Source organism: Draconibacterium orientale, from assembly GCF_900111425.1.
GTDB lineage: Bacteria > Bacteroidota > Bacteroidia > Bacteroidales > Prolixibacteraceae > Draconibacterium > Draconibacterium orientale.
In genome coordinates this window covers 75,170-100,093 of the sequence record NZ_FOHT01000001.1, presented here as the reverse complement: position 1 = coordinate 100,093, position 24,924 = coordinate 75,170, and the positions used below count along the sequence as shown (strand labels likewise).

Here is a 24,924-nt window from a genome sequence, read left to right as displayed (position 1 = left end):
AAAGGATTGAATTGTTAGGGTTTAAACTTTAATGAATATCTTTTTTTGGTAAAGTATTCGGGCAATTATCCAGAAGAAGGCAACATGTGCCAACGCAAAAAGCAGCGAGCCGTTTAGTGGTCCTGCCAGTGGTACAAAAACCTGGTGATAAAGCCAGCTGTTTCCGCTGGTTAATTGACCTTCGTTGTTCGTGAATTTAATGATACGCGAAAGGGTATTGGCCCATAATCCGGAAAGTGCAAATATGAATAGGGGATTCATTCCGAAAGCCACAAAAAAGGATGTCCATTTTTTGTAGGATTTTATATCGATAATCCAAATGAGTCCTGCCAAAACAACAGAAGCCCAGCCTGCAGCATACAACACGTATGAGCTTGTCCATAGCGGTTTGTTGATAGGGAAAATCAATCCCCAGATTAATCCGGCCGCAATACCTGTCAGGCCTGCAACAAAAAGCTGCTTTATTATTTTTGTTTCTTCCGATTTGTGAATAAGCGCACCAGCCATATGACCCAACAATGCAGTAACAATTGCCGGAATGGTACTCAACAGCCCCTCGGGATCGAACGGAATGCCAAAGCCATGATACATATGGTTTTCGCCAAGAATTGCCCGGTCGAAAAGTAGCGTTGCATTGCCTTCCAAACTAAAGGGAGCTTCGTTGCCAAAGTAGTAGAGGATGCCCCAATACAATAAAAGTATGGTTGCAGAAATATACGGTAACCACGATTTTCTGGCCGAGAGCACGATTAAGGATGTTATTCCGTAAACAATTGCTATTCGCTGAAGGACGCCAAGGATGCGCAGTTTTGAAAAATCTCTGGCCCATTGTGGAAATGAATTAAGAAACAGGCCGATAGCAAAAATTAAAATGGTTCGTTTTGCCAGCCGTTTAAACGATTCCTTATTTAAGGTATTTCCATATTTTGAAAATGAAAAGTACATGGAAACTCCCACAATAAACAGGAAAAAAGGAAAAACGAGGTCGGTAGGTGAACACCCGTTCCATACCGAGTGTTTAAGTGGTTGATAGATATGTGACCAACTGCCGGGATTGTTAACAGTAATCATTGCTACTATCGTTAAACCGCGCAGAACATCAAGAGCCAGATACCGTTTTGCTGTTTTCATTAATCGTTTTTTAGGTCATCAGGTTTGCTAACTTTCTTCTGTTCTTCTTAAAAGAAGGTGTTCAAATATAAGGTATTTTTGTAATATGTATTACAAAAATGCAAAAAATCACAATGTCGCATTAGTTTGCAAAAAGATTTAATTGGTTCCTTAATGGTGTCATTGTGTGTTGAAATTGCTTTGTATTTTGTTGAAATGCCTGTTTTTATGAAGTGTCGAGTGGTAGTGTTTTATTTTTAGCCCGGAGTTTACGACTTGTTTAATGTGCCATATAACATGTAATACAAATATTTTGAATGTGTTTGTGCAAATCGTATCACGGTTGTCTGGTTAAAATAACGACAGGTATATAAATGGTGTCAATGCGTTCGCAATTTAATCTTTTGTCCGTGCTCTATGGTAACAATAATTTGTTCAATAAGTCTGCTAACTGTTTTTCTGCGGGTTTCAAATACGCCAAATAATGCTCGACCTGTTTGGCTATACGACTTTTATACTGATTTGTGATAAAAGGAAGTGATAAACAGGATTAAGCTCGGGTGAAAACCGGGGACAGAGCGAAAATAAATCAAAGGCGCATTCAAAAAGCTGTTTAACGCACAATCGTTTTATGCGCCTGGTAATCCGGCTATTTTTATGAAGTGCTGCCGACAGGCTCCACTTGCACATTGTTGCTACTTCCCATAAATCATGAAGTTTTTTTGTGAAAATGAATTGCAAAAAAAAATGGCTGCAAGATTTATCCCGCAGCCATTTTCTATTGATTGATACACTATTGCTCAGCTCTAAAATCGAACCACAGTTTTATTGAGTAACTATCGTCGCCCCAACGTTCGAAAAACATGCCTTTTTTTGCAGTTGGCCCCAATCTGTCGGTTTGGAAAAACTTGGTTCCAATGGCCGGAATCTCGTATAAGAACGAAATATCGCCTTCAGGAAATGCCGGAAAAGTGCCGCCTGCCACGTGTTGTGGTTTTGCCGGTTTAAACAGTGGGAGATACAGGTTTGGCGTTTCCGAGATAATGGTTATCGGGCTTTCGGTTGTTTCCAGTGTTGCCCAGAATAAGTTGCGATGGTAGCCTTTAAACTCCGGGTAAACCATATTTTCAAAGCTTTCGCCGGTTATGGTGTTGTTGTAATCTTTCTCCCAAACACCAATTTCGCTGCCTTTTAAACTTTTTACAATGGCAACCGGCTGCACCTGCACCGGCGACCATATTTCTTTAATGGTGTAAAATCTGGCTTCTTTGTTGAGGAAGAAACAATGCTATCATACGTTTTTAGCCATGAAATATGCAAGAGTAAAGAACGGCCCGCTCCTTAAATAACAAATTTCAACATGAGAATTGCCAGTTTTCTGTATAACGACACTATAAAATGAAATGTTTTTGATGCCCATGTGACAATGCCCGGTTAAAATGTGTTTTGTACTACCAGCGATGTGCTGAGCACATGAAAAAATACGTTTTGTATCTACTCTGTTTATCTGGCGGCGTGCGAAAATCCGTTTGAAACCCTCTTCAGTCACCTGGTGGAGCAAAGAAACGCGTTTGAAACCGTTTTCTGTTAGCTGGGGGCGTAAAAAAACGCGTTTGAAACTAACTTCTGGTACCTGAGGGAGGTTTAAAATCAGTTGTTTACGTTGGTTACTGTTTTTCAGCTTTCGGCAATCCGTTCTCAGCAAGGCTTACAAATAAAGGCCCTGAAGCTATATCGATGTATCGGATGCCAGGCTAAAGCCTGAGGGAGAAATAAACAAACGATGAGATTACTGTTTTTTTGAAAGTATCTTTTTTCCTATCATTGCAATGGTTACAATAATTTCGGAGGGTAATAATGAGGATGAAAAGATACATACTATCAGGCCTGCTTAGCTTGCTGATTACGGGTTTTTCTATAGCACAAAACAAGAACAATGTTCATTTTTATAACCTCAACGACAAATTCGGGATTTCCTTACGCGAAACCAATTCGGTGTGTGGCGACGATGATGGCTTTATCTGGGTGTCATCAAAAATGGGCATCATTCGCTATACTCAGGACGATATCAGAATTTATCAGCTTCCGTATGAAAGCACCAATGTGGTAACTGCTGAGTTAACCTATAGTCAGAATGAACTTTACGTTTATACCAATGCCGGACAAATATTCAAATACAATACTATAAGAGATCGTTTTGAATTGTTGATTAATTTATCGCGGGTGCTTCGAAATCCCTATTTGGGTGTTTCTGCAATGCTTGTCGATCAGGGAAAACGTTTATGGATTTCCTCAACAGCAGGGCTGTTTCATTTTAGCGAAGAAAATGGGCTTAAGGCAACCACGGCGGTAAATAATGTTCTGGCAATGACATGGTATGATAACGAAAACATTATTTATGCTGAACAGGAGGAGTTGAGACTATTCAATATTCAGGAACTGGTTTACAAGCCCTTTTATAAATTTCCAACAGACGATGGGTATAATATTTCAACGTTGGTACACGACGAACAGCAGGATTTTTGGTGGATAGGGACTATGGGCAGCGGGCTTTTTGTGTTTGATAGTAAAGCGGAACCGAAACTTTATCCAATCGAAAATATTCCCGGTCAGCCAATATTGGCAATCGAGAATTTTACAGCATCATCGGTGTTAATTGGTATCGACGGGCAGGGTGTTTGGGAGTTGGATAAAAACAGCCACGATGTTCTTGCCGTTATGAAAGAGAACGCCGACAACATGGGCTCGTTAAAAGGCAATGGCGTTTATGATATTTACCGCGACACGAATAAACGTGTTTGGGTATGTACCTATAGCGGCGGAGTTTCCTATATGGATATGGCCAACCCGGTTATTACTCAAATTAACCATATTGCAAACAACCAAAACTCGCTTGTAAATAACGATGTTAACGCAGTGCTGGAAGACAGTAACGGAAATTATTGGTTTGCCACCAATAACGGAATCAGTTTCAGGAATAACGCTACCGGACAATGGAAATCGTTTTATTACAATAACGAAAAGGATGCACAGGTATTTTTAACCCTAAAAGAAGATAGCCGGGGGCGTATCTGGGCCGGCACGTATTCATCGGGTGTGTATTTGCTTGACAACAAAACGGGGGCAGAATTAAAACACCTGAGCCTTGAAACAACCGGCGGGAAGTTTGGTAATAATTATGTATTCGAAATAATTGACGATCAAAATGGCCAATTCTGGATTGGTGGCGTTCGTGGAGATTTAATCTGTTATGATATTAAAACCGATACTTACAGGTCGTTGTTGAATGTAACGGTGGGCAAGTTGCTGAATTATAAGGAAAACAAATTGTTGATTGGGAACACCAACGGTTTGATTCTGTTCGACAAAAATTCAGGGCGAACCGAAACCATTGTGGAAGGATACATTGTAAACGATATTTTTCTGAAAGATAATGTGGCCTGGCTTTGTACTGTGGGGAGTGGTGTAATTCGATACGATTTTATTACCCGCGAACAGGAGAATTTTACTGTAGATAATGGTTTGCCATCGAACTTTGTGTCGAGTATTCAGTACATGAGCGGTTATTTCTGGATTGGAACCGAGCAAGGGCTTTGTCGTTTAAAGCCAAGCGACCGGTCGGTTTTAACCTTTAACGCCTTGCCGGCAGTAAGCAATGTGTCGTACAATCTGAGGGCCATTCAGGTGCTTGGTGGCGAAAGATTAATGATGGGAACCAACAACGGTGCATTAATTTTTGATCCGAACGAAATTAAACCCGTTCAGAACAGAGGAAGTATTTTCTTGCAGGAACTCAGCGTTTCGGGGCGTTCCATTCGCGAACTCGAATCTCCGTCGCTTACGAAACCTTTAAACGATTTGGAAAAACTATCGTTAAAATATGCGCAAAATACCATAAGCCTCGAAATGTTGCCAATTGGGGTAACATCTCCGGGAGCCCGTTTCTCGTGGAAAATGGAAGATCTTGATGCCGAGTGGACAAAACCCGCCAACAACAAAATTTTGTCGTACTCCAATATTCCAAGCGGAAATTATACGTTGCGGATAAAAATGTACGATAGTTCGAATACCCAGCTTCTTGCCGAGCGCGATATAAAACTTTATGTAATTCCGCCGTATTGGGCCACCTGGTGGTTCCGGATACTGATAATTTTATTTGTTTTTGGCCTGGTAGTTTTCATAATGGTTTATTATATCGAAAACCTTAAAAAAGTACATTCCGAAGAGAAAATTCGCTTTTTTGCCAATACGGCACACGATATCCGTACCTCGTTAACGCTGTTAAAAGGGCCGGTTGAAGAGTTGAACAAAGAGCCCGTGCTAACATCCAAAGGGCACCATTATTTGCATTTGGCTACCGAACAAACACAGCGGCTGTTAAATGTGGTAACACAGCTGATGGATTTTCAGAAATCAGACATTGGTAAAGAACGTATTTCGCTACAAATGGTTGATGTGGTGAAGGCCATTAAAAACCGTGTTATGATGTTTGAATCGTATGGCCAAAGTAAAAATATTGAGATTCATTTTAAATCAAATCTATCGAAGTTTGTTACGGCTATCGACGAAACGCTGATTGATAAGGTGGTTGATAACCTTATTTCGAATGCCATAAAATATTCGAATCCCGATAGCCATGTAAATGTAAGTTTAAATTGTACGGAACACCGATGGGTGCTGGAGGTACAGGATTTCGGAATTGGAATAAGCAAAAAAGCGCAGCGGCAGCTTTTTAAAGAATATTACCGCGCCGAAAATGTTGTGAACTCCAAAATTGTTGGCTCAGGGATTGGCTTGTTGCTGGTGAAAAATTATGTGAATTTGCATGGCGGAAGAATCAATTGTTTCAGCCAGCTGAACGAAGGATCAACATTTCAGGTGCTTATTCCAACCAAAGCGCTCAACGAAGAGCCGGTTGTAAGAGCGAACACTCAGCAAAAAGGTTTGCAGGTGCCGGTAACAAAACAAGAGTTTAGTCCGGTTGTGCCGAATGAAGATGAAGAACCTGAGGCACTAAAAATGAAAGTACTTATTGTGGAGGATAATGAGTATTTGCGCGAGTTTTTGAAAACGGCAATGGAACCGCAGTTTCAGGTTTACCTGGCCAAAAATGGCGTGCAGGCCTGGGAACTGATACAGAAACAAACGCCCGACCTGGTTGTGTCGGATATAATGATGCCGGAAATGGATGGTTTTGAGTTATGCCGGAAAATTAAATCGACTTACGAAACATCGCATCTGCCGGTAATATTGTTAACCGCACTGGCCGGAAAAGCTGAGCAGTTAAAAGGTTTGGGATTAGGCGCTGATGATTATCTCACCAAACCTTTTGATGTTTCTATTTTGCAGCAGCGAATTCGCTCGTTGGTTGGTAACCGGAAGCTCATCAGAGAGAAAGCCATAAAAATTATCAATGGTGGCGATGATTCTGTAATTGTAGAGAACGAACTCAACGATAAGTTTCTGAAACGAATGGTAGAAGTTATTCATGAAAATATGGCCAATGCGCAATTCTCTAAAAAAGATTTTGCTTCGGCTATGCATGTTAGTCCGTCGTTACTGTACAAAAAAGTAAAATCGCTCACCGATCAGTCGCCTACTGATTTTATCAAGATGGTTCGTTTAAATCATTCGCTCGAGTTGTTGCGTACCAAACAATATAACATTACGGAGGTAAGCGAACTTTGTGGTTTTGCCAGTGTGGGGTATTTCAGCACTGTTTTCAGGAAACATTTTGGCAAATCGCCCACGCAAATGATCGGATAAATATTTTTGTACGTGCTGCTACGTACATTTTTCTTGTTATACTATTAAAATTGTTTGTTTCAAGCGGTCCGTCAGCTGACGGATAGAACTCGCACCTATTTTAATATTCCTCTTTGATGTAATATTTTACATGCTTGTTTCATATTTTCTCTGCCGCCGGAGTTGAAAAATCTGTTCTCTGTAGGACAAAGTGTAAAAAGGCTTAATGAGTGAATGAAAGGCTCATCAGGTTATGTGTGATTGCATAATACGCTTTGCTCGTCCTTCTGCGTGGCTGAAATTTTCAGGAATAAAATAGTTTGTTTTTAAGGTTGATTGGAGGGAAAAATGAAGCCATCTGGCTGAAAACTGTATTTCGGGTTGGCTTCCGGTTTCCCTTATTTTATTGAATTTGTTAAAAATGTAACATTTGGTACAAAATTTATGTACGATTCTAAAGAAATTTACTGCATAAAAGATCGATTAACCAATTGCTATGTTAAAACAACTACTTCCGCCAAAAAAATGGCAGCTTCCGGTAATTTTCATTTTAAGCATATTTGCGGGTCTGGTTTTGTTTCTGCTTTATGTTTCAAAAGCACATTCATATCTCAGCGACCGACCTGAAACCTGTACCAATTGCCACATAATGGCGCCGCAATACGCTACCTGGACACACAGCTCGCATCGTGAGGTTGCCCACTGCAACGACTGTCATGTTCCGCATAACAACGTATTTAACAAATATTATTTTAAAGCAAAGGATGGTTTGCGCCACGCTACAATTTTTACCTTGAGGAAAGAGCCTCAGGTAATTTATATACATGAAGAAGGTGCTGAAGTGGTGCAAAATAATTGTATCCGCTGTCATCAGAAATTGTTGGAAGATCCCAAACTGGTTGGGAATGTAAAAGCACACAAAGCACATCGCGAAGACCGGCGTTGCGTTGAATGCCATCGCGAAGTTCCGCACGGCCGGGTTAACAGCATTTCGAGTGTGCCTAATGCACGTGTTCCACTACCCGCGAGTCCTGTACCGAATTGGATAAAACAATACATAAAAAATAACTAAAACAGAATCATGAGTACAAAACAAAAACTAACCGAGAAACGCCCCTGGTTGGCGTGGATATTTTTTCTGGCAACTGTTGTTGTGGTTTTCTTTCTTGGCCTGCTGGCCTCTTCAATTGTTGAAAGAAGAACGGAAGCTGCTTACGTTAATGTTCCAAAAGCTGAAATTGGCAAGTTCGAACCACGAAACGAAGTGTGGGGACAGAATTATCCCCGCGAGTATCAATCGTATTACGGAACGGCTGACACCAGCTACCGGAGTAAATACAACGGTAATACCATGATCGACATGCTTGAAGTTGATCCAAGACTGGTTGTTCTGTGGGCCGGTTATGGCTTCTCGAAGGATTACAATCAGGGACGAGGCCATTATTATGCAATAACCGATATTCAAAATACCTTGCGCACCGGAGCGCCAAAAACGCCAACTGACGGGCCGATGCCTGCAACCTGTATGACTTGTAAAAGCCCGGATGTTCCGCGGCTGATGAACGACAGGGGTGTGGCTGCATTCTACACCGGAGCCTGGGCCGAACTGGGAGCCGAAGTGGTAAATCCGATCGGTTGTGCCGATTGTCACGACAACGAAACGATGAACCTTACCATTACACGTCCGGCTTTGGTAGAAGCTTTTGAACGCATGGGTAAAGATGTTACAAAAGCCAGCCATCAGGAAATGCGTAGTTTGGTATGTGCTCAATGCCATGTTGAATATTATTTCGACAAGAAAAAAGTGGAGGGCGCACAATACCTTACTTTTCCCTGGGATAACGGCTTTAGTGTTGAAGCCATGGAGGAATACTACGACAATTTGGAATTCAGCGACTGGACACACGCCTTGAGTAAAGCGCCAATGCTGAAAGCACAACATCCGGGCTATGAAATACATTCAACCGGAATTCATGCTCAACGCGGAGTGTCGTGTGCCGATTGCCACATGCCATACAAAAGCGAAGGGGGGCAGAAATTTACCGATCACCACATGCAATCGCCGTTAAATAATATAGCCAACTCGTGCCAGGTTTGTCACCGCGAAGAAGCCGGAACTTTGCTGGCAAATGTTTACGAACGCCAGGATAAGATTATTGAAAACCGCGATAAGTTGGAAGAGCTGCTGGTTCGTGCTCATGTTGAAGCTAAAAAGGCCTGGGATTTAGGTGCCGGCGAAACACAAATGCAGGACATTTTGATGGGAATTCGTCATGCGCAGTGGCGCTGGGATTATGCCGCAGCCAGTCACGGAGGATCATTCCATTCGCCTGTAGAAGTAGGACGCGTAATTTCAACAGGTATTACCATTGCCCAGGAAACACGAATTGAATTAGCACGTTTACTCGCAGACCTTGGGCATAACCACGCAATTCCATATCCTGATATTACAAGCAAAGCTAAAGCCCAGGAGTTTATTGGCCTGGATATGGAAAAATTGAACGAAGAAAAACAGGATTTCCTAAAAACCATCGTACCCAAATGGATGAAGGAAGCCGAAGAACGTGAGAAAACTTACGACGCTGTTGTAGAGTTGCAGGAGTAATAAAACTTAAATCCGGAAATCATGAATAATTCCAGAATTACCATATTGGTAATAGTAATTATGTGCGTTTCTTATGCTGCAAAAGCACAGTTTTCGCTATCGGGAGAATACAGGCCGCGAACCGAATTGAGCCGGGGCTACAAGTCGCTTGCCATTGAAGACCAAAAAGCATCGCTGATTACCTCGCAACGTACAAGGTTAAATGCCATGTTTAAAAACGAACACATTGTTACCAGTCTGGTTTTACAAGATGTGAGGCAGTGGGGGAGTCAGCTGCAATTGGTGGGCAACGAAGACTTTGCACTTTCGGTTCACGAGGCATGGGCCGAGGTGTTGTTTACTCCTCAGTTTTCGTTAAAAGCAGGCCGGCAGGAAGTGGTTTACGACGACCACCGCATTTTTGGAAATGTGGGCTGGGCACAGCAGGCACGCTCGCACGATATGGCTATTCTTAAATACGAAGACGATATTAAGCTCCACCTGGGAATTGCGCATAACGAAAACAGCGATATCACCGATAATATTTACAATGGGCCCGATGCCTACAAAGACCTTCAGTTTCTGTGGTTCAATAAGAGCTGGGAGAGCAGCGCATTGAGTTTGATGCTTTTAAACAATGGAGTTCCGTATATGCAAGCGGATGAACAGAAAAACCGATACAGCCAGACCATTGGCGGAAGATATACCACCCTTGTTGAAGAGGTGAAACTGGCCGGTAACCTTTATGTGCAAACCGGGAAACACGTTTCAGGGGCCAAAATAAGTGCATTAAACTTATTGTTTGAAGCGGCATATAAAAACTTTGTTGCAGGCTATGAACGTCTTTCAGGAACCGATTACAACGAAACGGAAAAATATGAATCGTTTACGCCACTTTACGGAACCAACCATAAATTCAATGGTTTTATGGATTATTTTTATGTTGGCAGTCACATTGGTTCGGTGGGATTAAACGATATTTATTTGAAATACAAGTACACGAAAGATCAGTTTGTGTTTGATGCCCATTTGCATTATTTTGGAGCCGCAGCTGCAGTTGCTCCTGACGCATCCAATTATTTGGGCACCGAGCTCGACCTTTCCGGAAAATGGATCGTAAATCCGTTCACCTCAATTACGCTTGGATATTCAACGATGTTTGCAGGCGATTCGATGGAAATTCTGAAAGGTGGCGATAGTTCGGTGGGTCAGCACTGGGCTTACCTGATGTTATCTGTTACACCGTCGTTTATAAAGTAGCTTGGAGAGAACGGAAGTTTATTGTATTTCAAATTTTTATTAATGAAATAGCGAAGCTTTAATTTTTCGTTTATTTACTTAGGTATTACTAAAGCACTAACATTCTTCATGTTAGTGCTTTATTGTTTTTTGATCAAAAATTGTATGTAAAATAGTGGAGCTGGCGGGAGTCGAATAATATGGGTATTGGACACTAAATCAGTTATTTATGGAAGGGCGAATTTGAGTGTTAACCGAATTGTTCACCAGCGTTGTTTTTACATTTATTTTGGTACTAATTATTACGTTTTGAATATTTCATTATACCTCATTTCAATTTGATGAACTTCGGTTTCTGATAAAGCTTCAAACTCTTTTTCTCTTGCGCGTTTAGAAAGTTCTCCATTGTTCTGTTCTAAAAATCGAACCAATAATGCTACCATTTTATCCGGCATTTCAAATTCATCATCTACAAAACGTTTGAACTCATCGTAATGTCCTAGATAGGATACCTCCGAAGGTATAATATTTTCAATGGTATCGATTACACAATCGTAAAGAAATTCCGCTTGAGGAGTTATATCGAAGTAACGGTAATAGTCAATAGTATCATTTAATACCTCAATATTATGGTCTTCAGTTTCTCTCCATTCGATATAATCTAAAAGAGGATGAGAATATTTCTCCAGTATTATTCGGTAATCATCAATATGGTCCAGTATTGAAGCTGAAACCGGAAATATTATACCTTGTTGTGAGAAATTCTTCTTAGCCAGGGTATGATGAATTAAGTACCGGTGAATCCTGCCATTCCCGTCTTCAAATGGATGAATAAAAACAAAGCCAAAAGCTATCATCGAAGCAGCTAGAACTGCATCAAATTCATCTTCTGTTAATAGTTTGTTTGTAGTAATCAGACCAGCCATTAAGGTTTCAATATCTTGCCATCTTGCTGAAATATGCTCTGGTATAGGCTCTCCTGTGGTTCTATCATGTTCACCAACAAAACCTCCCTTTTTTCGAAAACCCATTTCAACGAAGCGGTCGTTTTCAATAACGATTTGTTGTAGTCTGGCCAGTTCTTCAAAACTTAAATCTTTACTGCCTGCTTGCCCTATGGCTTGTCCCCAGCGGGCAGCACGTTTCGCCTTCGGACTTTCTCCTTCAATTGTAAATGATGCTTTGGAATCTTTCAGTAATAGAAATGAAGAAGCTCTTTGTAAGATATCTTTATGTATATCGTTTAAATATAGCCTGTTTTTTTCAGAAAATTGGGTTTGGATATAATTTTCAAGTTTTGGTGTTTTTCTGACTAGTGGGCAAAACTCCGGAGTTCCGGGTAGATTGTTAATTACTAAGTGTCGGGTAGATTTTTCACCCAATACAGCAAATTGAAGTTTTTCATCAACCAAAGGAACATAACTTTTCCGGGTAAGGTCTTCTTTCCCCTCTAACTGCTTCCCTGTAATCCATTCGATTAAAAACCATATTCTCCTGCTGTATTGACCGGTTGGTTCAATATTAACCAGGTTTTTTAATTGTTCTGCTGAATAATGCTGAGTAATCTTTCTATATACCAGGAGGTTGATACCTTCATATTTCAGTGCAAAAACCAATTGTTTGTACAAGGATTCAATTTCTGTCATTTCAGAATTATCCTCAGGTAGATATGATTTGGGAAGTACTCTCCAATTATCGGTTTCGTAGTTTTTATTCTGGTTACATACCAAAGTAATTTGATAGGGAATTGGAATTGGTAGTCTTAATTTTTCGATGATTGCAGCGTAGCCAACTATATAGCCTTTTTCAGGACACTGTTTCCCATGAAAAATAGGTGCGATCTGAGAAAAATGGGTGCTATTATTCATTTTTGTATAATTTCAAGTGCAATATATAAATAAAATAAGTGCAATGCAATAATTATGGGTGTAAATAATGGTGTTTGGATAAAAATAGGTGCTAATTTTGATTGGGTGTGCTTATCCAACTCTATTAAAATAAAGTTACCTGTATCAGATCTGATACAGGTAGTGCGACAGGAAGAGGGACAGCTACTGATACCGGAAGTAATACTGGAAAAATTGTAGTAAATGAATTAGCATTACAAATTATCTGTTTCTTCCCGTGCCGCAGCCATTTCCACTGACCGGCTCCAACGCTCCCTGATCCCGTTCGCTTACTCACGGAGAACGGTCGCTTTTTCCGCCGTTACAGTGAAAAACGCCTTCAGGCACCACACGTAAAAGAGCCATCCTTTCGTTTCACTGCAGTCTTGCACTTTTCTTTAGCCCGCCCACAAATAACGATTTTACAGGTTTTAAAGCTTTTACAGGTGGAAAAACAAAAAAGAAACCCAAGATAGCCGGCCTCCCCACAAAGCCCACGCTTGGAAAAATGCAAGATCAAGGTGAATGCCCCGGATTAGTAATATTGCAGGTAAGTCTAATTTGTTTACAGGTATCCGTGGCAATCCTGCATTTTATCCACGGCCGTCAACACTCCGGCTTTCTTTTCTTTTTTTTCCTTTTTTCGTTTCTTTTGAGGAATGTTTTATTTGTTCAAATAAAATCAATTCAGATTCTTTATTTCCCAAAATATTTATAGGATTGAATAACAACACTCAAAAAGCAGACACTTTTTATTACAATCAATTTACATTTGTTACCTTGCAATAGTAAGAAACACATATCATTAATTAGATTCAATAAAAACCACGGAATTACAGAAGTTTTAGTTCCATTTATAGTCAGCTGATAAAAAGAGATGCACTCCAAATATTTTGAAAATATCGTAATTTATTTATCCGTTTTACTGGGGTGTCTCATATTGGGCATTCTTGCAAGAATGTTTGCCATAAGTGTTGGAGCAGATGAGTTTACTGCGAACATTGTTTTTGTCGCCGTTACTTTGTTAGGAATCCTGGTTTATGGTTTGCTTTCAATTTTCATAAAAGACCTGTTCACTCTTATTAAGCAATGGTTTTTCCCAAAGGAGAAACTAGTAAAAGAGCCTATCGAAAAATCTAATGATTCGGCCAGGATCGATAAGATCAGGACCGAGCAAAAACAGCTGGTCGCAGATCAGGAAAATAATAAGAAAGCAATCACACTTAAATACACACAAACCGCTTTTGCACCCTATACCTCCGATAAAGATTTAGTCCTACTTTCCCGAAATATAACATCTTATGCCGAGAAGAAGCCGATCAGTGAAATTCAATCGGTAGAAGTCAAAAAATTAACCAGCCTTGACCTGTATCATTTCGGCTGGAATATCTGGAACCATTTCAGGATTGGCAATCAGCTGCAAATGGCAGCCTTTCTTAAAAAAGTCTTTCCTTCAATTCTTGATGGGGTGGAAACAGAAACTATCAAACGGCATTTAAAAGATGACGAGCAGAGAGGTATTATTCAAATCAGGAAAGATCTTTCCGAAGAATAAGCACAAATAAGAATCATCATCCCCTGTGTTTTTGAAGTGTTTCTTCTGTGTTTTTACGACACAGGAAAAACACTGGCTTTATTTGCTCCATAACGATTAAAAAACATAGTTATGGATGTCAATGAAATTTCTTTTGAAAATTTACCAAAAGCAGTAGCCCACCTGGTTACCGAAGTGGCGGAATTAAAAGTGCTGGTTGAAAAAGGTCAGACACCGGTCGAAAATAAAAAACGTATTCCGATCGGGATTGACCAGGCATGTAAGATCATCAAAAAAGCCAAACCAACCGTTTACACGCTTGTGCGCAAACGTATGCTTCCCTGTTACAAAAACGGAAAACAACTCTACTTTTTCGAAGACGAATTACTCGAATGGATCACCAGTGGCAAAAAGAAAACACTGCAGGAGATTGAAAACGAAGCAAAAGCCGGATTCAGAAAGCGTTCGCAAGTGAAAGGATAATGAATATGTTTGAGTTGATTAACAACTTCTGGTGACTGGATGAACAGCTAAATTTTACCGGAAATGAAACCCGGTTGTATTTTTTTTTGCTTCATGTGGCCAACCGTTCACGATGGCCGGAATGGATCGAATATGCCGACAAACGACTGGCAGCCAATGCCAATATTTCTTTGCAGGTACTGAAATCGTCCCGGGGACAGTTAAAGGAAGCGGGATTGCTAGATTATGTTCCCGGGGGTGGATTTAGGATTAAAACTAAGTATCAGATTCTGACACCTAGGTCTACACTTAGGTCTGACCTTAGACTCTCACCCTATTATATAAAGACTAAAGACAATAATACAAAGACAAAGACGAATGGAAAAGGGAAAGGATTTGTCCACACAGGAAGTGATTTCGACTAAGCAGAAATTTTGTGATGTATTGCTCAACGATGCCCAAAATATAATTGCCGGTGAAAAAGAAAAAATGCGCCGCCGCCGATTAATTTTTCCTTTTGAATATGCTGAATTTCAAAATCTGATAAAAGCATTCGGGAACACGTGCCTGGCTCAACGAAATCAGGACCGGAATTTTGTTATCGATAAATTCAACGAGCCGGTGATAAAACAACTTTACTTGTACGTTACCGGTAATTCTTCTTTCACCGGAGATCTCGCAAAGGGATTGTTATTGCAGGGAAAATACGGATGTGGCAAAACAGTTTTGCTCGAAACCTATTCCATGCTTCACAACCATATCGTCAGAAAATTGAGTTTGAATTATCCGGTGCTTCGGTTTGTCAAATCCGTTCAACTCCAGGAGCAGATTAAAGAGCAGTCCATGGAAATGTTTGTCAAAAGGCCTTTGATCATTGATGAATTCGGAAGGGAATCTAAAACGGTCATGGATTACGGAAATATCAGCCGTCCAATTTCTGAATTATTAAGCCTCAGAAGTGATGTCGGGACGATCACCCATGCCACTTCAAATTTTACATTCAAGACCCTTTCTTCCGATGAATTCTACGGAGGAATGATTGGCGACCGGCTAAAAACCATGTTCAATTTTATCACGCTGCAGGGAGAAAGCAGAAGAAAATGATTCAATAAAAATTGACTTTTAAGGTAGGCAGTTTGGAAGTTCTCCGACCAAAGAAGACCTCTAAAAATCACTAAGAAATAACTACGGGGGGAGGGGACTGCAAGATGTGTTTTTATTACCATAAAAACCTTCGGTATCTTGTCTGGCAGGAGCCCCTGGTTTTGACCACACCAACATGCAGTCCCCTCCCCAAAAAAGCAAAACAAAAGTAAATATGCGACCAAAATTACCGGAGCACGAAAAACGAACCGAGATTATCCGGCTGCTTCTCACGAAAGAGGAAAAGCAGCGACTGGATAGTTTGGTGCGTACCGGGAAGTTTGGCTGCCGGAGTGATTATATACGCTTTGCCATATTTCGGAGATCAGTGAAGAAAGAAGTTCGCTTAGATTCGGAGACAAAAGAACGGTTGACTAATTTGGACTATGAATTGAATAGGATTGGTGTGAACCTGAACCAACTCTCAAAGAAGATGAATTCCTTTTCAGCATACAATGTTGGAGATAATGACCGGCAACTACTCAAACAGGCTTTTCAGATGATGATGCAATGCCTGGCTTTTTTACAAAAACACCTGCGCTAAATTTTTTACTATGGTAATTGTAATCCATCAATCCGGCAATACGCAGAATGCTTTATTTTACAACGAAAAGAAGGTAGAACAGAAAAAGGCACATTTCTATAAAAGTGGGAATACGCCAACCATAAATCCTTTTGCCGGAACAAAACACGACCGGCTGAATACCCTGAAAGAGATTGAGGAAAGGAATACCCGGGTGAAAAAGAAAGGTTTGCATATTTCTGTAGATCCAACGGTAACGGATTTGGTGAAACTGGGAGATAAGGGAATCCGTACCGAAATCGGAAACTTTATGGAACACATGGGTTATGGAAATCAGCCTTACTTTGTGTATAAGCATTCAGACCTTGACCGGACACACTTTCATATAGTTTCTACACGAATTGATTGCGAAACAGGGAAGAAGATCAAAGACAATTATGAGAAGGCGAAAACGCAACGTTTTATCAAATCCCTGGAGCAAAAGTATGATCTCTCCAAAGAACAAAACCAGGTACAATCGAATTTAAGATTTTCTGCAGTTAGTAGAAACCTGAAACAAAACCTGGAAAGTTTGTTTTACCAGTTAAATCAAATGGAATCCATAACCACCAAGCAGCTTTACGATAAATCGCTTGAGCTTTTTAATGTGGAGGTTAGGAGATCAGGAAGGGGGCACGTTGTTTTTGTCACGGATGGAGACGGGAATTCGATTCGGTACCCGATTAGGCTTTCCAAGTTTCAGGAACGGCCTCGATTTTATTTATCGGCAAAGGCTGAGCAGGAACTACAAATGCAGCCACAGGTGATTGATCAATTTCAGTTGGCGCAATGGGCGAGAGATATGAATCGGTTGGTGGAGAAAAGTAAAGGGCGTAAAAAGGACCCACATATGAAACATAAGGTTAAGAATAGAGATAGGGGTATGAGCCGTTAATATTTTAAGTTTATGTGATTTTTTTATATCTGGGCTAACAGCTAATATTCCTGAAAATAGATCTTGACTAACTTATCAACCAACAATCTCATCAAAATGCTCCAAAGCCCAGTTTACCATCATATCAACAGCAGGCATAAATTCTTTTCCGGTTTTGGTAAGCGAATACTCAACACGTGGAGGAATCTCTGCATACATTTTCCTGTTGATTAATTTATCCTCTTCCAGCCTTTTCAGTGTACTCGAAAGCATTTTTTGCGAAATATCCGGAATGGCTGCATTTAACTCCTTGTAGCGCATAATACCGTTCTGATTCAGCGTGCCTAAAATTAAAAGCGACCATTTATCGCTCATCCGGTTTATAATATTTCGGATGGGACAGGTGGGGTAAAGCGGATCTAATGTGTGCATAATTACTGTTTTTAATTCATCACAAAACTAATCAATAATCTCTTTTAGAGAGTAAGGAAACCATGATAATGTTACCATTTGCAAGAAGATTAACTTTTCTGAAAATATTTTCAGGTTTTAAATGTCTGGTAATCTGTAATTCTAACCTCCCGGTTAGGTAACGAACCTGTTTGCACAGGTGTAACCCGATACCGAAATTTGAAGTATTCAAACAATAAAAAATAACGATGTTATGAAAAATCTAATAGTTAAAAATGTAGAAACTTTGGAAGGTCAGCTAATCGACCGCGAAGGAAATCAGTTTACTCAAAAAACCATTATTCCCGACGAAGAGACTTCAAAGTGCAGAGCCAATTTTGTGGAAGTGGAACCTGGAAATTACGCTTACGGTTACCATTACCACGAAGCCAACGAAGAGGTATTTTACTTTATTAGTGGAACAGGAGTGGTTCGCACAATCGATGGCGAAATAGATGTAAAAGCCGGTGATGTAATCGGATTCCCAACCGGCGAAAAAGGAGTACATGTTGTGCTGAATAAATCGGAAAACGAAAAACTCGTTTATATCGATTTTGGAACAACCAGTCTTCCGGAAGTGGTTCATCTTCCCGATTTTAATAAAATAATGGTGATTAGTGAAGAAGTAAATGGTATTTACGATAAGTAGTTTTTAACAAGCTTTTCCAAAGTTTCAAACTTTGGAAAAGCTTATTGCCTGAGTTTTGTAAAAGCTGTTTTAAATTCTGATAAACTTATAAATATGAAAAAAGGATGGTTCATTTTCGTCGTATCAATATTAGTGGCTACTGTTCTGAACACACAAAAAGCCGCCGCTTTTGATAAAACTCAAAAGGATATTGAGGCTGTAAAGAATGTAATTGAAGCGTACAAAAAATCCATTAACCTGGCCGACACTACACTGGCGGCCACATTTTGGCTGACGACTTCAGAAGCCAGTTTTATTCACCCCAAAGGGCACGAAAAAGGCTGGGAAGAAATAAAATCAGGTATCTACGGAATGTTTGGAAGCCGTTTTTCCAAACGGGATTTAAAAAGTTATAATGAAACCATTCAGTTATATGGTGACATGGCAGTTGTTGAATTTTACTGGATTTATGATGCTGTCTTTAATGGAGAGAATCCGGAATCAATGCAAAGTAAAGGTCGCGAAACACAGGTATTGAAAAAGATTGGAGAAGAATGGAGAATTGTTCATGTACATTATTCCGGCATGCCAAAAAACGGAGAAAGGGAAGGGTTTTAATTGACTATTGTAAATAAATAAAAAGAACTGCTATGAAACGAGCATGTAAAAAAATTACACCCATGAGTATAATTAAAATTCATGCGAGTTCCATGCTATACCTTTGAAAACAAACAAGTTTAATAGTATGAAAAAATATCAAATTATTTTCGTCTTGATTTTAATCGTTGGCTATAGTTATGGCCAGGGATTTAAACAACTCGATTTTAAGAAGCAAACTTTTGAGCTACATAATGTAACGGGAGAAGTTATCAAATTTCAAGGTAAAAAAGTATTAAAACTCGAGCGCGATTTAGAAGCATTGCCTTTTGATGAACATAACCTGGAAGCCACAGTGGATGACCGTCATTATGCTCGTCTGATAGATATCGATGATTTTGAAAATGGTACCATTGAGGTAAAAATGTATAGCCAATTACAAGATCCGGCTTCTTATCCGGGTATTGCCGGTTTTATTGGAGTTTATTTTAGAATTGCGGAAGACGATTCGGGATGGGAATCCATTTATGTGCGTCCCAAAGTTGGCAGAGCAACTAATCAACGATTAAGAAATCACACGGTTCAATATTTTTCTTACCCTGATTTTAAATTTGACACTTTACGTAAAATAGCTCCTTTTGAGTATGAAGGTTCTGCTCCTGTGGCTTTAAACGAGTGGATTACAATGCGAATTGAAGTTAATGGTGAATCTGCAGAAATGTTTGTTAATGATTTAAAATATTCCTCGTTTGTAGTGGACAAAATGTTGGGTAAAACTAAAAAAGGGTATGTTGGGCTTTATGTGGATGTAGGTACAATCGGCTATTTTAAAGATTTGAAAGTAACTCAAAAAGCCTGCAAAGAAGTCGAGGATAATAGTGAAAAGATAAATGATATTTAAATGAAAAATACTGTCAGGGGAATGAACCTGGCGTGGGGGTAATACTGAAGTAAAAGTTTAAATCTAATGGAATAATTATGCTGTCAAGAAACACACGCTACATTTTCACAAAAACCACACGTCCTTTTTTAAAAACCACACTACGTTTCTACAAAAACGTAGTGTGGTTTTTATATACTTCCGAAAAGCCCTGTTATCAAGCATTTTCGTACTTCAGGTTTTTAAACTTTAAGAATCTTCTTTATTAAATGGCTGATGATAGTAGCGATCGCCGGTTAATTTATACAAAGCGTTTCCGAGTGCGGCAAAAATGGGAGGAAACGGAGGTTCGCCCAAACCTGTTGGAGCGATCTCATTTTGCACAAAATGAACATCAATTTTTTTAGGCGCCTCGTTGTACCTGATCATTCGGTACGAATCAAAATTATCCATATCCGGTGCTCCATCTGTAAATGTTATTTCGCCATACATCGCACATCCAATTCCGTCCACAACAGCTCCTTCTACCATATTTACAGCGGCATCGGGATTTACAACAATGCCACAATCCATGGCACTGACCACATTTTCCACCCGGGGCTTACCATTTTCCATTACCACATCAACCACGTGTGCTGCATAGCTGTTGTGACAGAAATACGCTGCTACGCCGCGCTTACGACCCGAGTCATTTTGTCCCCAACCGGATTTCTCACGAACCAGTTCGAGCACTCCTGCATAACGGGCTGCATCGTAATCGTTACGTTCGCCCACCGGGTTTTCCTGTGCCTTTTTAAATAAATCGAGACGGAACTGAATGGGATCCTTGCCTGCAGCTTCGGCCACTTCGTCCAGAAACAGCTGTTCTGCTGGTCCTATAAAATTAGATCCTGGCGCACGAAATGCACCAATTGTAATATTCGAGTCAACGGTCCAGGCTTCAGCCAGGTAATTATCTACTGCACCGGCCGGAAATCGATTGGCATGCAAAGGGCTTTCAGGAACTCCGCCGGCTTTTACATGAAAAGCAATCATATTATTATTGGCATCTAATCCGGCACGGAAAGTAACGTAGTAAGCCGGGCGAAACACACCAAAGCGGGTCGTGTCTTCGCGCGAATAAACCAGTTTTACCGGCGCTTTTACTTGTTGTGAAATTACAGCCGCCTCGGTTGCATAGTGATTATATGCACGACGTCCGAAACCACCACCCATTCGAGTTATTTGAACATCAATTTTTTCGCGTGGGATGCCCAGTCTTGCTGATATCGTACCTTCAACAAACTCGGGTGCCTGCGAAGGGCCGATCACTGTTACCATATCCTCTGTAACATCAGCATAAAAGTTTATGGGTTCCATCATAAAGTGGCCCAAAAATGGAGCAGTATAGGTGCTTTCGATGACTTTAGCCGCATTTTTAAATGCTTCATCCGGATTACCATCTTTGCGGACTATATTCCCCGGTTTGGCAGCTGCTTCTTTCATTTTAACCATGTGATCGGCAGTGCTTTCAAGACCCGCAGGAACAGTTACCTCTTGAGATCCTCTGAAACCTCCGGCGGTGTATTGATAGTCTGAGAATGGTTCCCATTCCACATTCAACATCAGCTTGGCATTCATCACTTCCCAGGTTGAATTTCCAACAATGGCTACTAATTCCGTGAAAGCATTGGTATCAAACATATTTTGTTCGTAATCGTCGTTGTATGATTTAAACGAAAAAATATCCTTAATCCCAGGCATTGTTTTGGCTTCAGTGGCATCGAATGATTTTAATTTCATGCCAAATGCCGGAGGAATAGCAACCGTTGCTATCAGCATTCCTTCCTTCTCCACATCCAGACCAAACAATGGTTTTCCGGTTACAATGTCTTTACCATTTACATTTTTCTTGGATTTACCAACGATTGTAAAATCTTTTGGCTCTTTCAATTCTACTTCTGTTGGAACAGGTATCTGTGCGGCCGCCGAAGCAAATTCGCCATAACCCGCCTTTTTACCACTACCGGTATGTTGAAGCATTCCGGCAGCAGTGGTAATTTCAGCCACAGGAACATCCCAGGCTTTAGCAGCAGCTTCGCGAAGCATCTGGCGTGCAGCAGCACCTGTGGTACGGAGCATTTGCCACGAACTTCTCAATGCCTGACTTCCTCCGGTAAACTGACGTTCGAATCGTGCAGCATCGAAAGGAGCCTGTTCAACCATCACGTTTTTCCAATCTACATCCAGTTCTTCGGCAATTACCATGGGCATTGATGTCATTACACCTTGTCCAAACTCCGGATTTTTCGACATGATAGAGACTACACCATTTTCGCCAATTTTAAGGTAGGCATTGATTTCGAACCATTCGTCGGGTATTTCCAGTTCGTTTGCAGAACCGGGTTTACACGACGCCAAAAGATTAAAGCCCAGCATTAAACCTCCACCTGCCAGAACAGTACTTTTTATAAATGATCGTCTTCCGAACTGTATTTTTGCTGTTGTCATTTCTTTTGTTTTTAGGTTAAATTATGAATTGGAAGCTGTTTTTATGGCTTGCTTAATTCGGGTGTAAGTTCCACAGCGACAAATATTTCCACTCATCGCTTCTTCAATTTCCTCATCGCTCGGATGCGGATTTTCTTTGAGAAGTGCAGCAGCCTGCATAATTTGTCCGGGTTGACAATAACCGCATTGAGCTACATCATGTTCGAGCCAGGCTTGCTGAACCGGGTGATCTCCATTTTCAGAAAGCCCTTCGATGGTTGTTATTTCTTTATCTCCAACCGAATCGACAAACGTTATACATGACCGTACTGCCTGCCCGTCGAGATGAATCGTACATGATCCGCATTGTGCCACTCCGCAACCATACTTGGTGCCTTTCATTTTTAAATGATCTCTGAGTACCCACAACAGGGGCGTTGATGGATCAACATCTACCTGATGTTGTTTCCCATTAATTCTCAAATTGAATTGTGCCATAAGAATTCAGATTATATAAGTTATCATCAGCAGTTGCATAAATCTAACTGATTATTTATTAATGTTCAAGAACATGCGTATCTCGCACACTGCTAAATGTTAGAGCAAGGAGTTTCCAGCCTGTACCTTGTTTTTGAAAGACTTCAGTTACAGTAAACTCAACTTCTACATCATTTCCCCGAACATTGGAGGCAAGGGTAATACGGCTCCATATAATTGCCGTTTCCCCGGAAACTTCCACCGCCACATCATGAACAGTAGCTTTTCGATACCAGATACTTCCGGTTTTTATGATTTCAAGCTCTCTTTCTTTTCCCCATGTTCCGCTCATGTGGACAAATTTCGACTTGTCGTCAAAGAGACTGGCAAGATTGTCCACATCTTTGTCAGACATCCACTGCCATTTTTGTTTGGAAAGATTAATAATTTCCTGTTCAACTTCAGAAGTCTGTGCGAATGACAATTGCACACTCATAATAATTAGTGATAATCCCAAAAAAAGTGTTTTCATTTTAATAATTGTCTTATTAGTTATTACAGTAGATTGGACACTTAAAACCTTCTTGTTATTAATGCTTAATTGATTTATGTGTAAATCATAACTATTTGTATAACAAATGCTTATGCATATTGTTCGTCCGTTTTGAATTTCAACGATTTACAGATTTTTATATCCTTTATTAATTTCTAAAAATAGCCATGGAGTGCCGGCTGAAAGCACCTCATGGCTGTACTTTTTTACTCAGCTACTTTTACGCACAACATTCGTTTCTGGTCACGAATCAACAGTTTCCCATCGACCAGCGCAATCGGAGCCCAGTTTTGCCCTGTTTCAAGCATCTCGGCAGAAGCCAATGGCTTAAATCCTGAAGGATCAGGCTGAATGAGATACAGCATTTTACTGCCATCCGTAGCCAGAATCAGTCCGTCAGCCAGTATCATACTGCCTTTATCAAAAGAAGGTGCACGCATTGTTTTCCAAAGAACTTTACCGTCCATATCCATACAGCAAAGGCCTTCGCGACGGTTGTTTGTCGAGAATTGTCCATAGAAATAACCATCACATAACAGGGGTGGTTTTGTGTGATCACCAAAATCATTATTCATGAAAAGCTCTTGTACCGCATAGTTATTATCCGTTGTTTTTTCAACTTTTATCATTACCACACCATGTTCATAACCACCAACAACAATAATTCTTCCATCGCCTGCATCAAGTGCTGGCGCTGTCTGGATCATATTCTGCCAGTCATTGTATTCCCAAAGCATTTCGCCTGTTTGTGGTTTTAAGCCGAATATCCTGCCCGAGGTCTTTTCAACATCTCTGTGCATAAAAGTATTGGTTGATGAATACACCATTACTAATTGATCTTCGCCTGCAATCTTTATAATAGTTGGGCTGGCATACGTTTCATTTCCGTTAGCGTCGGTTTTCCATACGATATCGCCTGTTTGTTTGTTATACGCAACCAGTCCGGCATAAGGATCCTTCGAGTAGGATACGATTAGCAGGTCGCCATAAATAAGCGGGCATTGCGATATTGCCCATACAGGTATTTGAGTTCCACCAAAATCTGTCATTATATTCTTGTTCCACACCGGCTTATGTGTATCAACATCGATGCAGTACAGGTCTCCGTAAGGTCCGCAGGAATAGACCTTGTTGCCGTCAACGGTAGGAATACTTCTTGAACCCGAATACGAAACCGTGCCAGGTGCATCATACGCAAAGCTCCATAATTCATTTCCACTGTTAAAATCAAAACACCTCATAATGTCACCAGTTGCATCATCCCTGTCGAGCAAATAGACTTTCCCATCTTTAATTACCGGCCCACCATAACCCTTTTTTACTTCCACACTCCAAAGCACTTCCGGTCCGGTTTCTGGCCACTCCCGAAGCAGATTTTTTTGAGGTGAGGTACTGTTTCTTTCAGGACCAAGAAATTGGGGCCAGTCCTGGGCGTGAATAGTGGACGCAAAAAAAATGGTGAACAAAAGGGCGAAAAGCTTTTTCATAATCTGTAGTTTTTTGGTTTTAATTCTAGTCTGATTATATCAAAAATATTATCTCAACGCAATTCTTCGAGACCAATACCAGTTTAACGAAGATGAATAACAGGCAACCTAAAATTCACACTCTGAAAATTAAGCGGAGTAGGCTGGGAGAGAGGTAGTTCATTTGAACCGGATATGATGTTTCATTTACCCATCTAAGCTTCGAGCATTTCTACATAATCCGAACTTTACCTTCCTGTACCTA

20 protein-coding genes are annotated in these 24,924 nt (G+C 40.5%); 12 read left to right on the top strand and 8 right to left on the bottom strand.

Features of this window, described 5'->3' with window-relative positions; all coding sequences use genetic code 11:
• Positions 1-21: 21 nt before the first annotated feature.
• Together BMW53_RS00415 and BMW53_RS00410 are read right to left on the bottom strand one after the other, a co-directional pair.
• Entirely contained in the window at positions 22-1,131 is a 1,110-nt protein-coding gene (locus BMW53_RS00415) for an acyltransferase family protein (protein ID WP_038561580.1), read from the bottom strand.
• A gap of 772 nt (positions 1,132-1,903) precedes the next feature.
• Positions 1,904-2,338, bottom strand: coding sequence for a hypothetical protein (locus tag BMW53_RS00410; protein WP_038561583.1), 435 nt, complete (start codon positions 2,336-2,338; stop codon positions 1,904-1,906).
• Positions 2,339-2,973: 635 nt separating this feature from the next.
• On the opposite strand from BMW53_RS00410, the gene BMW53_RS00405 reads away from it, so the two are divergent.
• From BMW53_RS00405 to BMW53_RS00390, 4 genes are all read left to right on the top strand, one after another.
• Positions 2,974-6,876, top strand: a complete 3,903-nt coding sequence (locus BMW53_RS00405; RefSeq protein WP_038561589.1) for a hybrid sensor histidine kinase/response regulator transcription factor — start codon at positions 2,974-2,976, stop codon at positions 6,874-6,876.
• Between the two features lie 475 nt (positions 6,877-7,351).
• Positions 7,352-7,927 carry a cytochrome c nitrite reductase small subunit gene (gene nrfH, locus BMW53_RS00400; RefSeq protein WP_038561592.1) on the top strand — a complete coding sequence of 192 codons (576 nt, stop codon included), beginning with the start codon at positions 7,352-7,354 and terminating at the stop codon, positions 7,925-7,927.
• Between the two features lie 9 nt (positions 7,928-7,936).
• On the top strand, positions 7,937-9,460 hold the full coding sequence (nrfA, locus tag BMW53_RS00395; RefSeq protein WP_038561595.1) for an ammonia-forming cytochrome c nitrite reductase: 1,524 nt from the start codon (positions 7,937-7,939) through the stop codon (positions 9,458-9,460).
• 21 nt (positions 9,461-9,481) lie between these two features.
• Positions 9,482-10,699 (top strand): alginate export family protein, encoded by a 1,218-nt coding sequence (locus tag BMW53_RS00390; protein WP_038561598.1) that lies wholly within the window; start codon positions 9,482-9,484, stop codon positions 10,697-10,699.
• A gap of 281 nt (positions 10,700-10,980) precedes the next feature.
• On the opposite strand, the gene BMW53_RS00385 is transcribed toward BMW53_RS00390, so the two are convergent.
• A complete protein-coding gene (locus tag BMW53_RS00385) occupies positions 10,981-12,546 on the bottom strand; it encodes a Fic family protein (RefSeq protein WP_038561601.1) in 1,566 nt (521 codons plus the stop codon).
• A 976-nt stretch (positions 12,547-13,522) separates the two neighbouring features.
• Between BMW53_RS00385 and BMW53_RS00380 the strand changes: the two genes are divergently transcribed.
• The 5 genes from BMW53_RS00380 (at position 13,523) to BMW53_RS00355 (ending at position 17,160) form a co-directional block, all read left to right on the top strand.
• Positions 13,523-14,119 (top strand): mobilization protein, encoded by a 597-nt coding sequence (locus BMW53_RS00380; RefSeq protein WP_139177980.1) that lies wholly within the window; start codon positions 13,523-13,525, stop codon positions 14,117-14,119.
• 111 nt (positions 14,120-14,230) lie between these two features.
• Positions 14,231-14,581, top strand: coding sequence for a helix-turn-helix domain-containing protein (locus tag BMW53_RS00375; protein ID WP_038561606.1), 351 nt, complete (start codon positions 14,231-14,233; stop codon positions 14,579-14,581).
• A gap of 357 nt (positions 14,582-14,938) precedes the next feature.
• On the top strand, positions 14,939-15,664 hold the full coding sequence (locus BMW53_RS00365) for an ATP-binding protein (protein ID WP_139177979.1): 726 nt from the start codon (positions 14,939-14,941) through the stop codon (positions 15,662-15,664).
• 175 nt (positions 15,665-15,839) lie between these two features.
• On the top strand, positions 15,840-16,247 hold the full coding sequence (locus tag BMW53_RS00360; RefSeq protein ID WP_038561614.1) for a ribbon-helix-helix domain-containing protein: 408 nt from the start codon (positions 15,840-15,842) through the stop codon (positions 16,245-16,247).
• A 10-nt stretch (positions 16,248-16,257) separates the two neighbouring features.
• Positions 16,258-17,160, top strand: a complete 903-nt coding sequence (locus BMW53_RS00355; protein WP_038561618.1) for a relaxase/mobilization nuclease domain-containing protein — start codon at positions 16,258-16,260, stop codon at positions 17,158-17,160.
• Between the two features lie 75 nt (positions 17,161-17,235).
• Here the strand turns inward: BMW53_RS00355 and BMW53_RS00350 are convergent, their stop codons facing one another.
• Complete coding sequence (locus BMW53_RS00350) at positions 17,236-17,571, bottom strand: winged helix-turn-helix transcriptional regulator (RefSeq protein WP_038561621.1); 336 nt, start codon at positions 17,569-17,571, stop codon at positions 17,236-17,238.
• Positions 17,572-17,803: 232 nt separating this feature from the next.
• Here BMW53_RS00350 and BMW53_RS00345 point away from each other — a divergent pair, with 232 nt between their 5' ends.
• From BMW53_RS00345 to BMW53_RS00335, 3 genes are all read left to right on the top strand, one after another.
• Positions 17,804-18,238, top strand: a complete 435-nt coding sequence (locus BMW53_RS00345; protein ID WP_038561624.1) for a cupin domain-containing protein — start codon at positions 17,804-17,806, stop codon at positions 18,236-18,238.
• A 93-nt stretch (positions 18,239-18,331) separates the two neighbouring features.
• On the top strand, positions 18,332-18,835 hold the full coding sequence (locus tag BMW53_RS00340; protein ID WP_051567984.1) for a YybH family protein: 504 nt from the start codon (positions 18,332-18,334) through the stop codon (positions 18,833-18,835).
• Between the two features lie 127 nt (positions 18,836-18,962).
• Positions 18,963-19,715 (top strand): 3-keto-alpha-glucoside-1,2-lyase-like domain-containing protein, encoded by a 753-nt coding sequence (locus BMW53_RS00335; protein ID WP_051567985.1) that lies wholly within the window; start codon positions 18,963-18,965, stop codon positions 19,713-19,715.
• Between the two features lie 228 nt (positions 19,716-19,943).
• On the opposite strand, the gene BMW53_RS00330 is transcribed toward BMW53_RS00335, so the two are convergent.
• From BMW53_RS00330 to BMW53_RS00315, 4 genes are all read right to left on the bottom strand, one after another.
• Positions 19,944-22,184, bottom strand: a complete 2,241-nt coding sequence (locus BMW53_RS00330; protein WP_038561627.1) for a xanthine dehydrogenase family protein molybdopterin-binding subunit — start codon at positions 22,182-22,184, stop codon at positions 19,944-19,946.
• Between the two features lie 21 nt (positions 22,185-22,205).
• Positions 22,206-22,661, bottom strand: a complete 456-nt coding sequence (locus BMW53_RS00325; protein ID WP_038561630.1) for a (2Fe-2S)-binding protein — start codon at positions 22,659-22,661, stop codon at positions 22,206-22,208.
• Between the two features lie 58 nt (positions 22,662-22,719).
• Complete coding sequence (locus tag BMW53_RS00320; RefSeq protein ID WP_038561633.1) at positions 22,720-23,172, bottom strand: nuclear transport factor 2 family protein; 453 nt, start codon at positions 23,170-23,172, stop codon at positions 22,720-22,722.
• Positions 23,173-23,399: 227 nt separating this feature from the next.
• Positions 23,400-24,680, bottom strand: coding sequence for a PQQ-binding-like beta-propeller repeat protein (locus tag BMW53_RS00315; protein ID WP_038561636.1), 1,281 nt, complete (start codon positions 24,678-24,680; stop codon positions 23,400-23,402).
• Positions 24,681-24,924 lie beyond the last annotated feature (244 nt).

What these genes read in the sequence shown, in the direction of transcription:
- BMW53_RS00415 (WP_038561580.1), bottom strand. Translation starts at nt 1,131, where the DNA reads ATGAAAACAGCAAAACGGTATCTGGCTCTTGATGTTCTGCGCGGTTTA.
- BMW53_RS00335 (WP_051567985.1), top strand. Translation starts at nt 18,963, where the DNA reads ATGAAAAAATATCAAATTATTTTCGTCTTGATTTTAATCGTTGGCTAT.
- BMW53_RS00315 (WP_038561636.1), bottom strand. Translation starts at nt 24,680, where the DNA reads ATGAAAAAGCTTTTCGCCCTTTTGTTCACCATTTTTTTTGCGTCCACT.
- BMW53_RS00405 (WP_038561589.1), top strand. Translation starts at nt 2,974, where the DNA reads ATGAAAAGATACATACTATCAGGCCTGCTTAGCTTGCTGATTACGGGT.
- BMW53_RS00345 (WP_038561624.1), top strand. Translation starts at nt 17,804, where the DNA reads ATGAAAAATCTAATAGTTAAAAATGTAGAAACTTTGGAAGGTCAGCTA.
- BMW53_RS00385 (WP_038561601.1), bottom strand. Translation starts at nt 12,546, where the DNA reads ATGAATAATAGCACCCATTTTTCTCAGATCGCACCTATTTTTCATGGG.
- BMW53_RS00325 (WP_038561630.1), bottom strand. Translation starts at nt 22,661, where the DNA reads ATGGCACAATTCAATTTGAGAATTAATGGGAAACAACATCAGGTAGAT.
- BMW53_RS00340 (WP_051567984.1), top strand. Translation starts at nt 18,332, where the DNA reads ATGAAAAAAGGATGGTTCATTTTCGTCGTATCAATATTAGTGGCTACT.
- BMW53_RS00375 (WP_038561606.1), top strand. Translation starts at nt 14,231, where the DNA reads ATGGATGTCAATGAAATTTCTTTTGAAAATTTACCAAAAGCAGTAGCC.
- nrfA (WP_038561595.1), top strand. Translation starts at nt 7,937, where the DNA reads ATGAGTACAAAACAAAAACTAACCGAGAAACGCCCCTGGTTGGCGTGG.
- BMW53_RS00330 (WP_038561627.1), bottom strand. Translation starts at nt 22,184, where the DNA reads ATGACAACAGCAAAAATACAGTTCGGAAGACGATCATTTATAAAAAGT.
- BMW53_RS00355 (WP_038561618.1), top strand. Translation starts at nt 16,258, where the DNA reads ATGGTAATTGTAATCCATCAATCCGGCAATACGCAGAATGCTTTATTT.
- BMW53_RS00350 (WP_038561621.1), bottom strand. Translation starts at nt 17,571, where the DNA reads ATGCACACATTAGATCCGCTTTACCCCACCTGTCCCATCCGAAATATT.
- BMW53_RS00365 (WP_139177979.1), top strand. Translation starts at nt 14,939, where the DNA reads ATGGAAAAGGGAAAGGATTTGTCCACACAGGAAGTGATTTCGACTAAG.
- BMW53_RS00390 (WP_038561598.1), top strand. Translation starts at nt 9,482, where the DNA reads ATGAATAATTCCAGAATTACCATATTGGTAATAGTAATTATGTGCGTT.
- nrfH (WP_038561592.1), top strand. Translation starts at nt 7,352, where the DNA reads ATGTTAAAACAACTACTTCCGCCAAAAAAATGGCAGCTTCCGGTAATT.
- BMW53_RS00380 (WP_139177980.1), top strand. Translation starts at nt 13,523, where the DNA reads ATGTTTGCCATAAGTGTTGGAGCAGATGAGTTTACTGCGAACATTGTT.
- BMW53_RS00320 (WP_038561633.1), bottom strand. Translation starts at nt 23,172, where the DNA reads ATGAAAACACTTTTTTTGGGATTATCACTAATTATTATGAGTGTGCAA.
- BMW53_RS00360 (WP_038561614.1), top strand. Translation starts at nt 15,840, where the DNA reads ATGCAGTCCCCTCCCCAAAAAAGCAAAACAAAAGTAAATATGCGACCA.